Here is a 14,050-nt window from a genome sequence, read left to right on the forward strand (position 1 = left end):
CGGGTACGCAGTCCGAGGCGTCTCATCGCTGCAGCTTGTAGCCCAGGCCCCGCAGGGTGACCAGGTGCCGCGGGTTCGCCGGGTCCGGCTCGATCTTCTGCCGCAGCCGGCCCACGTGGACGTCGACGAGCCGCTCGTCTCCGCTGTCGTACCCCCAGACCCGTTCCAGCAGTTGCTGGCGGGACAGCACCCGGCCGGCGTGCTCGGCCAGCTCGCACAGCAGCCGGAACTCGGTGCGGGTGACCGGTACGGGTTGGCCGGCGCGGCGGATCTCTCCCCCGTCGGGGCTGATCTCCAGCTCGCCGACCACGAGCACCGGCACGGGATCCGGCGTGTGCCCCGCGACGCCGGTACGGGCACGGCGCCGCAGGGCGCGCAACCGGGCGGTCAGTTCCTTGATCGCCACCGGCTTGACGACGTAGTCGTCGGCGCCGGCTTCGAGGGCCGCGACGATGTCGTGGGTGTCGTCGCGGGCGCTGACCACCACGATCGGCACGTCATCGTCACGGCGCAGCTGCCGGATGCACTCGAACCCGTCGAGACCGGGCAGCATCAGGTCGACGAGCACGTAGTCCGCCGGGTCGCGGCGCTGCACGCGCAGGCCCTCTTCGGCGGTGGCCGCGCCGAGAGCGTCGTAGCCTTCGTCCTCGAGTGCGAGCAGCAACGCCAGACGGATGCGGTCGTCGTCCTCGATCACCAGTACGGCCGTCATACCGGGCATCATCCCCAGACGACCGGCTCGGCTGCCAACCGCGGCGGCAGGTTGGCAGATTTGTCACGGAACTGTCACAGATCCGCGTGGTGACCGCCAAGCCGGCACGGCAGGGTCCTAGGCGACCGCGTCCGCGAAGGAAAGGGGGGTGTGCCCGTGACCGGACCGCTGGCAACCACGCCGTGCACGCTGCCGCTGGTCGAGGTGTGCGTCACCGAGTTCGACCTGGCCTGCCTGCCGGCGACCGGGGCAGTGTTCGACCGGCTGGTGGCCCTGCGTCCCGCACAGGTGGTGGTCGACCTGTCGGGCTGCCGGCACATCGACGCCGCCGCCATCGGCCTCCTACTCGATGTGCACCGGCGGCTCGCCCGGGCCGACGGGGTCCTCACCGTCCGCAACCCGAACCCGCGCATCCGGCGCATCCTGCACACCGCCCGGCTGGACCAGATCCTGCCGATTGTCGACACCGCCCCCTCGTCGCCGCCCGGCACGCCGACGGCGGAACAGGAACCCATCGCCGCACCGCCGGCGTTGGTCGCTCATGGCCGCGCCTCGGTGCGAGCCGCGACCTGACGGAGCGTCGCACCTTGCCACCTCCGGCTGAACCGCTCCCCGGGTCGCGCCATCAGCCTCGGGAGCGGCCCAGCTCCGGCTCTGCACGAACGCCGTGTCCCACCGCGCGCGAGGACACGGCCCCAGGAAGGACCAGCAGAATGACAGTTGTCCCGGACGACCACCTGATGACCCTGATCTGCGACACCTGCGGCGACTCCGTCAAGGCCACCGCGTGCGTGCTCCCCGACGCGGAGGTCGTCTGGACCCTGGTATCCGAACAGGGGTGGAGCGGTTCCCCGTTCGCCACCGGCCCGCACCGCTGCCCGCACTGCAGCCTGCTGCCGCCCGCTGGTGGCGGCCACGCGTCGTGCGGGGACCACGGTCCTGGCGGGATCCTCGGCATCGACCACGTGGACGACGTGACAGTTGTCGCCGCCGCCGGTGACGTCGATCTCGACACCGGTGACACGCTGCGCAACGCCCTGCGGCACGCCGCTGACATGGGCGGAAACATCGTGGTCGACCTGAGCCGGGTACACCTCATCGACTCCACCGGCCTGGGCCTCCTGGTCCGCGCCCACCGTGACGCCCGGGACCGTGGGGCCACGCTCTGCCTGGCCGCGCCGTCGCGGTTCGTCCGCACCGTCCTGCACACGATGCGCCTGGACGGGGCCTTCCCCATCTTCGACAGCCGCGACGACGCCCTCGCCCAGTTGTCCGCGGGTTCGGCGTCGGAGCGCACGACCTCCGCCGCGACGGCCGCCCGTTCCTGATCGACATCGATCGGCCGGTGTTCCCCGTGGCGTACGTCGAGACCGACTGCCACCCGCCCCCGTACTCCAAGGACACCCGAGGAAGCCCATGAGCATCGCCGGTCTCGTCACCGCGCTCCTCGTCGGCGTCGCAAGTGGCCTGTTCGGCAGGCTCGTCATCCCGGGACGCCGGGAAGCCCCGATCTGGCTGACGGTGTCCGTCGGGGTGGTCGCCGCGCTGGCGGGCACCATCCTCGCCCGGCTCGCTGGCGTCGACACCGGCACCCTCACCCTCCTGACCCTGGTCATCCAGGTCGGCCTCGCCGGCAGCGGCGTCGTGCTCGTCGTCGCCACCGCCAAGCCCCAACCGTCCGACGCCCCGTGAACCGGGGGCGACGCAGCGGCGGCACCGGTGCCCGACGTGGAAGTCCCACCGGCCCGCGATTCCGCCCCCGCCTCGCCACGACCAAGGAGCTGACCGTGTACCTGCCCTGGCCATTACCTGACGAGAACTGGTCCGGCGACGCCTCGAACCGACCCGAGCCGGATCACGAGGACCGACGCATCGAGGCGCTTGTCGCGCAGCGACTGAGCATCGACTGGACCACCCGACGCCAGCAGATCGTCGTCTCCGTGCAGAACAGGGTCGTCATCCTCGCCGGCGTGGTGAGTGACCCGAACACCCGGCAGGTCGCGGCGGAACTCGCCTACGACGTGCCCGGGGTCTTCGACATCTGCAACACGCTGCGGCTCAGCGGCCCACGGCGCAGCCACTACCAGGGGTAACCACACCGCACGCTGCGTAACAGCGGATCGGACGCTCTCGTGCCCTAGCGACGGTGACACTCTGATGGTCGTCGTCTGGTCAACGGGGGTCCTGCTCGCACGCCTTCCTGATCTGGCGCTCCCGGGCTATCACGGCCAGCCGAGCAGTCGGGCGCCGAGGACGGCTGTCTGCAGCGTGAACCGTTGGGTCGGCTCCCCGGGGTGGTAGCCGGTCAGGTCCCGGATGCGGTCGAGGCGATAGGTGATCGCACGAACGGACAGGTGCATCTGCCGGGCGGTCGCGGTGTGGTTGCCCTGGTTGTCGAAGAGCACCGACAGGGTCTCCAGGTACGGCTCGGCACCGCCGCGCGCCGTGGTCAGTGGCCCGAGGACCGTGGTCACCAGGTCGGTGATGGCGTCGCGGTCACGCAGGAGCACGGGGAACACCAGCAGATCGGCGGCATTGAGTACGGGCGTGGTGAAGCCGAGCTTGGCGGCGTGGTCGAGGGTGTGGCGGGCCTCGTCGAGGGAGGTGGCCAGGCCATGCACCCCTGGTTGGGTACGCCCGACGGCAATCTGCCAGTTGCCCGCGCCGAGTTCGGTGAGGAGCAGGTGGGCGAGTTCGGCCGCGATTCCGCGTAGGCCGCCGGCGCTGATGCAGACCACGTCACCGTCGCGGAGGGTGGTGAGGGTGTTACCCTCGCCGAACCTGGAGGCCAGTGCGGCATCGATGCGGTGCGTGATGCCGGTGGTCAGGCCGGTCGCACGGGCGATGAGGACGGTGTGGGTGGCCGACAGGCGGATGCCATATCGGTGTGCGCGCTCGGCGAGATCACCGGGATCGGCCCTACCGGTGAGCAGGTCGTTGACGAACACGGAACGTTCGTTGTCGTGGCGATCAAGCTCGGCACGGTTCTGCCGGGCGTACCCGTCCAGGGCGGCGCTGAGCAGGACACGCGCGGTGTCCAGGAGTGTCTCGGCGCGGGAATGCACGGCGGCCGCGGTGTCGGTCGACGCGACCGGGTTGGCGCTCCAGTGGGCGGTGGTGGCATCCAGCAGACCGGTGACGAGCTCGCGCAGCTTGAGCCCTTGACCCGCTGCGCGGGCACCCAGGCTCGCCGCCGCCCGCCGCCGGGCACCGGCCGGGACGGACAGCAGATCCTGACAGTCGGCCGCCAGCGAGGTGTCGTCGCTCATGGGCTGTTCCTTGTCCACATGGCGGTGGCCGCCGGTGAACGGCGGCCACGAGCTTCAGGTTTACACACCGATGTCGCGGCGGTCGAAGACGATAACGCCGGCGATCGTGGCCGCGGCACCAAGGAGCACGAGGGCGAGAAGCTCGGCCGGGTGCCAACCGGTGTGCAGTGGGTCGGTGCCGATGAAGTAGTGGAACGGTGACAGCCAGCGAACCCAGTGCCATCCGTCCACCATGCCGCCGATGGCGTTGGCCATGTAGGTGGCCACCGCAAGGCCACCGGTGATCGCGAGAACGGCAGCCCGTTTTCCGGTGGCGGCGCCAACGAGGAAGGCGATGCCGGCGAAACACCACACCAGGGCGACCAGCCCGGCGGACGCGGCAGCGACGTTGGACAGGGCGATGTCCATGCCGATCCAGGGAACAATGATCATCAACAGGATCCACGGGATGGCGGCGATTCCGGTGAGCGCGCTCCCTGCGGCGACCACCCGTTGCCAGGCGAAAGCGGCGCGCGAGACCGGGTTGGCCAGCATCAGCTCCAAGCCACCGTCCTCCTCCGGCCGAGCGATCGTGCGGGCAGCCAGCGTGATGGCGCACATCAGGACCAGCAGTGGGCCGACCAGGCTGAAGATGGTCGCCTGCAGATAGCCGGCGGGCGACAGCATGTCGGCGATGCCGAGGAAGTCCAGCATGCCCTGGGGCAACGCGTCCTGCTTCAGCTCCGCGGCACCCTGGAACTGGCTGTAGAAGGAGGTGTAGATGGCGGTGAAGGCGGCGACGCCACCGGTCCAACCGATCAATGCCAGGCGGTCGTCCCGCCAGGTCTTACGCACCAGCGCGGGAAGCATCGCCGGCTCCTTCCGCGTGGTAGTAGAACGACAGGAACGTCTCTTCCAGGTCAGGTTCGGCCGACAACATGTCCATCACCTCATGACGCGCCGCCGCCTTGATCAGCGGGTCGATGCGGCCGTCGACGGTGCATTTCAGCACCGGCCCGGACACCACCACGTCACGTACTCCGGGCAGGACACTGAACTCTGCCGGGTCCACCGGATCATCGAAGTGAATCTCGACGGCGCGGACCGCCCGCTTCCCCAGTGACTCAACCCGCTCGACCGCGGCCAGCCGGCCGGCGCGGACGATGGCGACCCGATCGGCCACCTGCTGCACCTCGGCCAGGACATGAGAGGACATGAAGACGGTCTGCCCGGCAACTCTGGCGTCGCGGACCATGGCCAGGAACTCCTGCTGCATGAGGGGGTCCAGCCCACTGGTCGGCTCATCCAGGACCAGCACCGCCGGCCGGTGCATGAACGCCTGCACCAAACCCACCTTCTGCTTGTTGCCCTTACTCATCGTGCGTACCGGGCGTGAGAGATCCAGGTCGAGCCGCTCCGCGAGCTCGGCAACCTGCGACCAGGCCACGCCGCCGCGTGCCGCGGCGAAGAAGCGCAGCAGGTCCTCCGCCTTGTCGCGCCCGGGAAACACGAGCTCGCCGGGCAGATAGCCGATCTGACGGTGCAGTGCGGCCTTGTCCCGGCGCGGGTCGAGTCCGAGCACGGTCGCGTGTCCGCGAGTGGGGCGCAGGAAGTCCAACAGCAGCCGGATGGTGGTGGTCTTCCCTGCACCGTTCGGGCCGAGGAAACCCACCACCTCCCCGGCACGAATCTCCAGGCTGAGCCCCTCGATGCCGCGACGCTGGCCATAGAACTTGGTCAGGTCCTCGGTGAGCAGAGCGATGTCGCTTGTCATGCCCACATCGTCGCCGGCCTTCCCGCCCGCATCCAGGTCAGCGCCCGGCCGACATCTCGCTGAGGCCGTTGCCGAATACCGGAAGCAGTAGCCCGAACCGCTGCCCGGCGGGTCCCCGAGCCGCGAGCGCCGGGAGTACTCTCCCATCAGGTGCGCCGGGAAGTCTGGTCGGCAGGTCATGTCGTGCTGCGACTCCTGGAGGCTCCGATGGGCGTTTCTGCCTTGCGCACCGAAAATCTGTCCAAGCGGTATGGACGCCTACTCGCCCTCGACAACCTCACCCTCGACGTCGCGGCGGGCGAGGTGTTCGGGTTCCTCGGCCCCAACGGCGCCGGAAAGTCAACAACGATCCGGCTGCTGCTCGGCCTCGCCCGACCCACCTCCGGTCGAGCGCGGATCTTCGACACCGACGCCGCCGACGTCGCCGCCGCCCATCGCCGGCTCGCCTACGTACCGGCGGATGTGGCGCTGTGGCAGCGGATGACCGGCGCCGAGGTGCTGGACCTGCTCGCCCGCATCGGTCCCGGTACGGACACCGCCTACCGCGACGAACTCATCCAACGGTTCGCGCTCGACGTGTCCAAACCGGCCGGCACCTACTCGACGGGCAACCGGCAGAAGGTCGCCCTGATCGCGGCGTTCGCCACCCGGGCGCCTCTGCTGGTGCTGGACGAGCCCACCAGCGGCCTGGATCCACTCATGGAGCTGCAGTGCCGGCAGTCCGCCGGTGTGTCCCGCGCCAGCGGGCCGACGGTCTACCTAAGATCACACCAGCTCGCCGAGGTCGAGGCCGTCTGCGACCGCGTCGGCATCCTGCGCGCCGGCCAACTGGTGGAGGTGGCCTCCGTCGCCCAGCTACGCCGACTGCACCACACCGAGGTGGCCGCAACGTTCACCGGCACGCCACCGGACCTCACCGGCGTCCTCGGCGTCGACGGCCTGCACGAGGACGGCCCGGCGGCAGTGCGATTCACTCTCAACGGCTCCCCCGCCGCGGCGCTGCGCGCCCTGGCCGACGCTGATGTGGCGACGATCGTCGTCCGCGAGCAGAGCCTGGAGGAGATCTTCCTCGCCTACTACGGGCAGAGCCCCCGATGACAGCGACCGCGACGCCGGCAACCCGCCCGCAGCCGGCAATGCGAGGGCTCGCGGTGCGACAGGTACGCCGGGGTGCCGTGGTCGTGACCGCCGTCTGCGCGGGCATGTCCGCGCTGGTGGTGGTCGGCTACCGCGCGGACGCGCTGGATCCGGCCGCCGTGGCGGCGCTGGCCCGCAACCCTGCGATCCGTACCCTCTTCGGCGATCCGGTCGCGCTCGACCAGGCCGGCGGGTTCACGGTGTGGCGTACGGGCACCGTACTGGCGGTGGTGCTCGGTGTGTGGGCGATGCTGGCTGCCAGCCGGATCACCCGTGGGGAGGAGGACGCCGGCCGGTGGGGCCTGCTGCTGTCCGGCCGGGTCACCCTTGCCGAGGCTGTCCGCCATCACCTCGGTGTCCTGGCCGTCGTGCCGGTCCTCGTCGGAGCGGCGACAGCGGCGGCGATGATCGCCGCGGGAGCGGAGAGCACCGGTTCGGTGCTGCACGGCACCGGCCTCGCTGCCGTCGGCCTCTTCTTCGTCGCGGTCGGAGGAGTCGGCGCGCAGCTGTTCTCCAGCCGGTCGGCGGCCAACGGTGCCGCTGCCGCCGTGCTGGTGGTCGGGCTACTCATGCGGATGGTCGGCGACGGTGTCCCCGCGCTGGCCTGGCTTCGGTGGCTGTCCCCGTTCGGGCTGATGGCGCTGATCCGCCCGTTCGCCACCGGTCGAGGGCTGCCGGTGGTGGTGCTGACATGTGCCGCCCTGCTGCTACTGGCCCTCGCGGGTTGGCTCGCGGCGCGGCGTGACGTCGGCGCGGGGATTCTGGCGACGGCCGACAGTCGGCCGGCGCGTACCGCGTTGCTCGGTTCGGTGCCGGCCTTCGCGGTACGACGCACCATGCGACCGCTGGCCGCGTGGTCTGCCGGAATCGGCGCGTACTTCCTGCTCCTGGGTCTGATCGCCCGGTCCATGACCGAGTTCCTGACCGGCAATCCCCAGTTCGCGGCCATGGCGGCCCAGGCCGGCTTCCCCGCACTCGGCACTGTGGAGGGTTACGCCGCCACCATGTTCACGCTGCTGGCCGTGCCGGTCGGGGTGTTCGTCTCGGTGCGGCTCGCCGCCACCGCCGCGGACGAGAATGCCCGGCGTCTCACACTGGTGCTGGCCGCACCGGTGACCCGACTGCGCTTGTTGGCCGCCGAGGCGACCATCGCCGGGTGCGCCGCGCTGCTCCTGATCACGCTGTCGGGCCTCGCCATGTGGGCCGGCACGGCCATTGTCCATGCCGGGCTCGGGGCCGCTGACGCGTTCGCCGGTGCCTGGAACGTCGCGCCGATCATGGTGCTCTGTCTGGGAGCCGGCGTCCTGGCACTCGGCTGGCGGCCGCGTACCGTGGCGGCCGTCGGCGCTCTTCCGGCCGCTGGTGGGTTCGTGTGGCAGGTCATCGCCGACAGCGTCGACGCCCCCGCCTGGGTCCGTGCGCTGTCCCCGTTCGCGCACCTGGCCGCGGTGCCGGCCACCGCACCGGCCTGGCCGGCAGCAGCGGTGATGGCCGGCATCGCCGCAGCAGGAGTGGTCGCCGGCTCGATCGGCTACCGCCGCCGCGACCTGTGCGCCTGACGATGATCAGTTCGACCCGACCCGGACGCCGCCCGTGGCGAGGTGCGGCGTTGCGCATCCGGATCGCCGCCCTCGCGGCGAATCCCGTCGCCATGCACGATCGTGGAATTGCGCCCCGGAATTGCGCACCACCGGTGCCGGGCTGACCGTCCAACGTGTCGCGCGACGATCGCTGCGGCTTATTGCCGCCCGCGCCGCTACACCCTGGAAAGAATCACACAACGACCCCAGGGTGTCCCCTCTCACAACGATCTTCCCCAGCTATTCACCGTGGCGTCGGTATTCTTGATTAGGCACAGTCTGCACCTTATGCCCGTTAGCTGAGGGGGGATCATGCCCGATCACATCGACCTCGCTCGCCTGCGAGACGTGCTCGACGGACCGTGGGCCGACGTCCGCAACGCCCACCGGAATCACCTCGACGCGCGCTTCCTCCCGGTGTACGGCGAGACCGGTGACCAGGCACGGGAGCGGATCACCCGACTGCTCACCGAACTCCCCGCCGAGCTGGGCATGGCGTCGGCCTTTCCCCCCGAGTACGGCGGCAGGTCCGACGTCGGCGGGTCGATCGTGGCCAGCGAGATGCTGGCGCAGGTCGACCTGTCGCTGATGGTCAAGGCCGGCGTGCAGTGGGGCCTGTTCGGCGGTGCCGTCGCCGCCCTCGGCACCAGACGACACCACGACGCCTACCTGCGGGACATCATCTCGGGCCGGATCTTCGGCTGTTTCGCGATGACCGAGACCGGCCACGGCTCCGACGTCCAGCAACTGCGCACCACCTGCACGTACGACCCGCAGACGCAGACCTTCGACCTGCACACGCCGCACGAGGCGGCCCGCAAGGACTACATCGGCAACGCCGCACGGGACGGGCGGATGGCGGTGGTCTTCGCCCAACTGATCACCGACGGACGACGGCACGGCGTGCACGCGTGGCTGGTGCCGATCCGCGACGCCCAGGGCAATCCGCTGCCCGGCGTGAGCATCGGCGACGCCGGCGCCAAGGGCGGGTTACTCGGCGTGGACAACGGGCGGCTCAGCTTCGACCACGTGGCAGTGCCCCGCGACATGCTCCTGGACCGGTACGGTCAGGTCGCCGAGGACGGCTCGTACTCGAGCCCGATCGAGAACGACTCCCGACGCTTCTTCACCATGCTCGGCACCCTGGTCCGCGGTCGGGTGAGCGTGGGTGGCGCCGCGTCCGCGGCCACCAAGTCGGCACTGACCATCGCGGTGCGCTACGGCGACATCCGTCGCCAGTTCGGCACGCCCGGCGCGGACCGGGAGGTGCTGATCAACGACTACCTGGCCCACCAGCGCAAGCTGCTGCCCGCCCTGGCCACCACGTACGCGCTGCACTTCGCCCAGACCGAGCTGCTCACCTCACTCAGCGAGGTGCAGGGCGGCGACGGCCCGGTTGACGAGCAGCGACAGCGGCAGCTGGAGTCCCGGGCCGCCGGTCTCAAGGCGGCGCAGACCTGGCACGCCACCCGCACCATCCAGATGTGCCGCGAGGCGTGTGGCGGAGCCGGTTACCTGGCCGAGAACCGCCTGCCCGGTCTGAAGGCGGACACCGACGTCTTCACCACGTTCGAGGGCGACAACACGGTGCTGCTGCAACTGGTGGCCAAGGGGCTGCTCACCGGCCACCGGGACGCGTTCGGCTCGTTGGACGGCTGGGGGCGCGCTTCCTTCGTCGCCGACCAGGTCCGCGAGATGGTGCTCGAGCGTACCGCCGCGCGCTCGCTCATCGAGCGGCTGATCAGCGCGGTGCCGGGCCGCGACGACGAGGTAGCGGTCACCGATCGCGGTTGGCAGCTCAAGGCCTTCGAGGACCGCGAGCGGCACCTCCTCGACGGCGCTGTCCGCCGGCTCCGCAACGGCGCGGCCACCAAGAAGGACCGTTCCTTCGACATCTTCAACGACGTCCAGGACCACGTTCTCGCGGTCGCCACCGCGCACATCGACCGGGTCACCCTGGAGGCGTTCGTCGCCGGCATCGAGGAGACCGCCGACCCCGCGGTCCGGGCGTTGCTCTCCCGGGTCGGTGACCTGTACGCGCTCAGCGTGATCGAGGCCAACAAGGGTTGGTTCCTGGAGCACGGCCGGCTGACACCGGCCCGCTCCAAGGCGATCACGGCCGTGGTGAACGGCCTGCTCAAGGAGCTGCGCCCGCACATGCGCACCCTCGTGGACGGTTTCGCCATCCCGGAGGCCTGGCTGAACTGCGCCATCCTGAAAGAGGAACCCGACCGGCAGGACTCGATGGCCATCCACGACGCCGCCGGCGATCGCCAGGTGGTACCGGCGTAGGGGAAGGCCCGGAAGCCCGCCCCGGCTCGGCCGAAGGGTGCCTGCCGGCTCTGGGGCCGGCGGGCACCGTCGTGGTGGGGGAGGTCAGCTGCAGCAGCCGCCGGCCTGAGCGGGGGCGGCGTCGAGGGTGACCAGGTTCAGCGGCGTGGACAGCAACCCGCCGGAGATGCCGGTGGCGAGTCCGCGTGCCACCGGCTCTGCTGCGGACGCCGGCCCGCAGCAGCTGTCGCCGGTGGCGGAGTCGGCGGGGTTGCTGCTGCACACGCCGGTTTCGGGCAGGTCGAGCTGGACGGCGTGGGCGGCGTCCCAGTCGCCGGCGAGGGCGGCGACGACGGAACGGACCTGCTCGTACCCGGTGGCCATGAGGAAGGTGGGCGCCCGGCCGTAGGACTTCATGCCGACGGCGTAGTAGTCGGTTTCCGGGTGGGCGAGTTCGTTCACGCCGTGTGGGGGGACGGTGCCGCAGGAGTGCTCGTTCGGGTCGATCAGCGGCGCGAGGGCGCGGGTGGCACCCATGATCGGGTCGAGGTCCAGGCGCAGCTCGGCGGCGATCGAGTGGTCGGGGCGGAAGCCGGTGGCGGCGACGATCCGGTCGACGGTGACGGACTCCTCTTCGCCGTCGGCGTGGCGCACCAGCACAGTGACCCGGCCATCGGTCGGGGTGAGGGCGTGCACGGAGAAGCCGGTGAGCAACCGGATCCGGCCGGCGTCGACGTGCGCGCGCAGCCGGGAGCCCAGGGCGCCACGCGCCGGGAGGGCGTCGGTGTCCCCGCCGCCGTAGGTACGCGCCGGTGAGGCGGTCCGGATCGCCCAGGTCACCGCGGTGCCCGCCGTGTACTCGGCCAGTTCGGCCAGGGACAGCAGGGTGTTCGCGGCGGAGTGGCCGGCCCCGACGACGAGGGTGTGCCGGCCGGCGAAACGGTCCCGGGCCGCGCCGAGAACATCGGGCAGCGCGTGCTCCACAAACCCGGCGACGGTGCTCTCGCCGTGGGCGGGCAGGCCGGACGCGCCCAGGACGTTCGGGGTGCCCCAGGTGCCGGACGCGTCGATGACGGCGCGGGCGAGGAGCTCCTCGCCGTCGCTGAGGCGGATCAGGAACGGGGTGGAGTCACGACCGGCCGTGCGCAGCCGATCCAGGCCCCGGCGGCTGATCGCCTCGACCCGGGCGCCGTAGCGCAGGTGCGGCTTGAGCTGCGCCAGCTCGGCGAGGGGCTGGAGGTAGTCGCGGGCCAGCTCCGCTCCGGTGGGCAGCGCCTCCAGATCGGGGGCGACCCAACCGGCCGCGTCGAGGAGGCGGCGTGCGGCCGGGTCGATGTTGTACCGCCACGGCGAGAAGACGCGCACGTGCCCCCACTGGCGGACAGCGGCGCCCGGGGTGTCGCCGGCTTCGAGGACGGTGAAGGCGATGCCCCGCTCGTGCAGGTGCGCGGCGGCGGCCAGACCTACCGGGCCGGCGCCGATGACCATGACGGGCAGCTCGTTCAGGGTGCTCATCAGCAAGACTCCTCTGCTTTGACAGTTATCGAATCAACGGAGTGGACGGGACCCACGGGTGAGGGCCTGCGGTTGGTCAGGTGACGACCGGGCTGCGCCGCTCGAGCAGGACGACGTCGCGCCAGCGGCCGTGGTGACGACCGATCCGCTCGCGTACGCCGATGATCCGGAAGCCGGCCCGCTCGTGCAGGGTGAGGCTGGCCGCGTTCTCGGGGAAGACTCCGGACTGGATGGTCCAGATGCCGGCGGCCTCGGTGGAGATGATCAGCCGGTCCAGCAGCAGCCGGGCGATGCCGCGGCCCTGCGCGGCGGGATCGACGTAGACGGAGTGCTCGACCACCCCGGCGTAGACGTCGCGGGCCGAGGTGGGTGCGGCGGCGATCCAACCGAGCACCCTGTCATCGGGGTCCACCGCGACGAAGCGGTGGTCGGGCAGCTTCGCCGCGTCGAACGCCGACCAGGTCGGTGCGGTGATCTCGAAGCTGGCGTTACCGGCGTCGAGCCCGGCCTGGTAGATGGCCAGGACCCGCTCGGCGTCCTCGTACCGCAGGGCGCGCACCGTGACGTCGGTCATCAGCAGGTTCCGTTCGGGCTGGGGGCGGGTCGACCCATGACCACGTCCGCGGCGGAGGGGAAGCAGTCGACGCAGGCGTCGTTGATCCGGTAGTGGCGGGCGGTGCCGACCGGCTCGATAAGGACGAACCGCACCTCGGTGAGGATCTTCAGGTGCTGCGAGACGGTGGACTGCGCACGGCCGATCGCGGTGACGATCTCCCCCACGCTCGTCGCCTGAGCCTGCCGGGCGAGGTACTCGACGATCTGCACCCGGGTCGGGTCGGCCAGTGCCCGGAACCACGACGCGTACGTCTGCGCCGTCGTCCGGTCGAGCAACTCGGCCATCCCCCACCTCCCCGTTTCATCGTTCATCGGCGATAGACGATTAAGCCTATCAACCGTGAGCGGTGATCATCGACCGAAGGTCGCGTAGGCGGCCCGCGCCGCGTCGAAGCGGCGCTCGGCACGCTGCTCGACAGTGCTGACCTCGGCGCAGGAGTCGCAAAATCGGACACCGGTCGTGGATGCCCTCGGTCGGCGCGTAAGCCTGAACATGATCCCCTCCTGTCTTGACGTCCGTCGAAACAGACGGTTGCACGTTGATTAGAGAGATGTCAACCTAGAGGAATGTCGAAGCAAGCTGCGCCTCTCACTCTCACCGACGTGACCAGCGAGGGGTTCTGCTGCCAACCCTTGGCGCAGCACCGCGTGCCCGCCGAGACCGCCGCGCTGCTCGCGCCGGCGTTCAAGGCCCTCGGCGACCCGGTCCGGCTGCAGCTGATGTCGATGATCGCCTCCGCCGACAACGGCGAGGCGTGCGTCTGCGACCTCACCCCTGCCTTCAACCTGACCGGTCCGACCATCTCGCATCACCTCAGGACCCTGCGCGAGGCCGGCCTCGTCGACGCCGAACGGCGCGGCACCTGGGTGTACTACCGGGCGCGACCGGCGGTCCTGCGCCAACTCGCGGCGCTGCTCACCGTGGAATCGGTAACCGCCTCATAGGCGGCAGCCGGCGCAGCGACCGGCCGGACACCCGCCGGCCAAGGCGGCAACGACATGCGCCGCGTCGCGCCCGACGCCGCGCAGGGTGTTCGACGAGAACGATCGCTGGAACTCCAACCCGAGATAGACCAGCCCCCGGTGGGTCGTGGAGACACCTGACACGTGGCGGGGCATGCCGTCATCCAGGGCTCCGAGCGGGGCGAGGTAGTCCAGGTTCGGGCGGTAGCCGGTCGCGAAGAGCACCGTGTCGACC

The 14,050-nt window shown here is 70.7% G+C and carries 16 protein-coding genes and 1 pseudogene; 8 read left to right on the forward strand and 9 right to left on the reverse strand.

All coding sequences use genetic code 11. The features are described from left to right. Positions 1-22: 22 nt before the first annotated feature. Positions 23-712: a response regulator transcription factor gene (locus KBX53_RS06270; RefSeq protein WP_030330826.1), complete on the reverse strand. Its 690-nt coding sequence runs from the start codon at positions 710-712 to the stop codon at positions 23-25. 156 nt (positions 713-868) lie between these two features. Here KBX53_RS06270 and KBX53_RS06275 point away from each other — a divergent pair, with 156 nt between their 5' ends. The 4 genes from KBX53_RS06275 to KBX53_RS06290 all read left to right on the forward strand — a co-directional run bounded on the left by KBX53_RS06275 (position 869) and on the right by KBX53_RS06290 (position 2,805). Then, the gene (locus KBX53_RS06275) at positions 869-1,285 is read left to right on the forward strand and encodes an STAS domain-containing protein (protein ID WP_210858113.1); all 417 of its coding nucleotides are present in this window, start codon (positions 869-871) and stop codon (positions 1,283-1,285) included. 140 nt (positions 1,286-1,425) lie between these two features. Beyond that, complete coding sequence (locus KBX53_RS06280; RefSeq protein ID WP_081883781.1) at positions 1,426-2,040, forward strand: STAS domain-containing protein; 615 nt, start codon at positions 1,426-1,428, stop codon at positions 2,038-2,040. 88 nt (positions 2,041-2,128) lie between these two features. Beyond that, entirely contained in the window at positions 2,129-2,404 is a 276-nt protein-coding gene (locus KBX53_RS06285; protein ID WP_210858114.1) for a GlsB/YeaQ/YmgE family stress response membrane protein, read from the forward strand. Positions 2,405-2,499: 95 nt separating this feature from the next. Further along, positions 2,500-2,805 carry a BON domain-containing protein gene (locus KBX53_RS06290; RefSeq protein ID WP_030330834.1) on the forward strand — a complete coding sequence of 102 codons (306 nt, stop codon included), beginning with the start codon at positions 2,500-2,502 and terminating at the stop codon, positions 2,803-2,805. A gap of 129 nt (positions 2,806-2,934) precedes the next feature. On the opposite strand, the gene KBX53_RS06295 is transcribed toward KBX53_RS06290, so the two are convergent. Genes KBX53_RS06295 through KBX53_RS06305 form a run of 3 tightly spaced genes read right to left on the reverse strand, consistent with a single transcriptional unit; the run spans position 2,935 to position 5,881 of the window. Continuing rightward, the gene (locus KBX53_RS06295; protein ID WP_051708311.1) at positions 2,935-3,981 is read right to left on the reverse strand and encodes a CdaR family transcriptional regulator; all 1,047 of its coding nucleotides are present in this window, start codon (positions 3,979-3,981) and stop codon (positions 2,935-2,937) included. 60 nt (positions 3,982-4,041) lie between these two features. After that, complete coding sequence (locus tag KBX53_RS06300; protein ID WP_210858115.1) at positions 4,042-4,830, reverse strand: ABC transporter permease subunit; 789 nt, start codon at positions 4,828-4,830, stop codon at positions 4,042-4,044. Then, positions 4,808-5,881 (reverse strand): ABC transporter ATP-binding protein, encoded by a 1,074-nt coding sequence (locus KBX53_RS06305; protein ID WP_309140720.1) that lies wholly within the window; start codon positions 5,879-5,881, stop codon positions 4,808-4,810. The genes KBX53_RS06300 and KBX53_RS06305 overlap by 23 nt, the downstream gene beginning before the upstream one ends. 60 nt (positions 5,882-5,941) lie before the next feature. On the opposite strand from KBX53_RS06305, the gene KBX53_RS06310 reads away from it, so the two are divergent. The 3 genes from KBX53_RS06310 (at position 5,942) to KBX53_RS06320 (ending at position 10,743) form a co-directional block, all read left to right on the forward strand. Continuing rightward, positions 5,942-6,832, forward strand: coding sequence for an ABC transporter ATP-binding protein (locus KBX53_RS06310; RefSeq protein WP_210858116.1), 891 nt, complete (start codon positions 5,942-5,944; stop codon positions 6,830-6,832). A gap of 83 nt (positions 6,833-6,915) precedes the next feature. After that, positions 6,916-8,430: a hypothetical protein gene (locus tag KBX53_RS06315; RefSeq protein WP_210858117.1), complete on the forward strand. Its 1,515-nt coding sequence runs from the start codon at positions 6,916-6,918 to the stop codon at positions 8,428-8,430. A 333-nt stretch (positions 8,431-8,763) separates the two neighbouring features. Then, complete coding sequence (locus KBX53_RS06320; protein WP_030330845.1) at positions 8,764-10,743, forward strand: acyl-CoA dehydrogenase; 1,980 nt, start codon at positions 8,764-8,766, stop codon at positions 10,741-10,743. A gap of 84 nt (positions 10,744-10,827) precedes the next feature. On the opposite strand, the gene KBX53_RS06325 is transcribed toward KBX53_RS06320, so the two are convergent. The 4 genes from KBX53_RS06325 to KBX53_RS06340 form a co-directional block, all read right to left on the reverse strand. Next, positions 10,828-12,237 (reverse strand): FAD-dependent oxidoreductase, encoded by a 1,410-nt coding sequence (locus tag KBX53_RS06325; protein WP_210858118.1) that lies wholly within the window; start codon positions 12,235-12,237, stop codon positions 10,828-10,830. 76 nt (positions 12,238-12,313) lie between these two features. Further along, positions 12,314-12,811 carry a GNAT family N-acetyltransferase gene (locus KBX53_RS06330; RefSeq protein WP_210858119.1) on the reverse strand — a complete coding sequence of 166 codons (498 nt, stop codon included), beginning with the start codon at positions 12,809-12,811 and terminating at the stop codon, positions 12,314-12,316. After that, the gene (locus KBX53_RS06335) at positions 12,811-13,137 is read right to left on the reverse strand and encodes a metalloregulator ArsR/SmtB family transcription factor (protein WP_210858120.1); all 327 of its coding nucleotides are present in this window, start codon (positions 13,135-13,137) and stop codon (positions 12,811-12,813) included. The genes KBX53_RS06330 and KBX53_RS06335 overlap by 1 nt, the downstream gene beginning before the upstream one ends. Positions 13,138-13,203: 66 nt before the next feature. Next, entirely contained in the window at positions 13,204-13,347 is a 144-nt protein-coding gene (locus KBX53_RS06340; RefSeq protein ID WP_210858121.1) for a hypothetical protein, read from the reverse strand. Between the two features lie 72 nt (positions 13,348-13,419). On the opposite strand from KBX53_RS06340, the gene KBX53_RS06345 reads away from it, so the two are divergent. Continuing rightward, positions 13,420-13,797: a metalloregulator ArsR/SmtB family transcription factor gene (locus KBX53_RS06345; protein WP_210858122.1), complete on the forward strand. Its 378-nt coding sequence runs from the start codon at positions 13,420-13,422 to the stop codon at positions 13,795-13,797. Here KBX53_RS06345 and KBX53_RS06350 read toward each other — a convergent pair. Further along, positions 13,792-14,050, reverse strand: a pseudogene (locus KBX53_RS06350) (hypothetical protein); the annotation flags it as partial. The gene KBX53_RS06345 and the pseudogene KBX53_RS06350 overlap by 6 nt on opposite strands.

It is taken from the genome of Micromonospora sp. M51 (assembly GCF_018070305.1).
Lineage (GTDB): Bacteria > Actinomycetota > Actinomycetes > Mycobacteriales > Micromonosporaceae > Micromonospora > Micromonospora parva.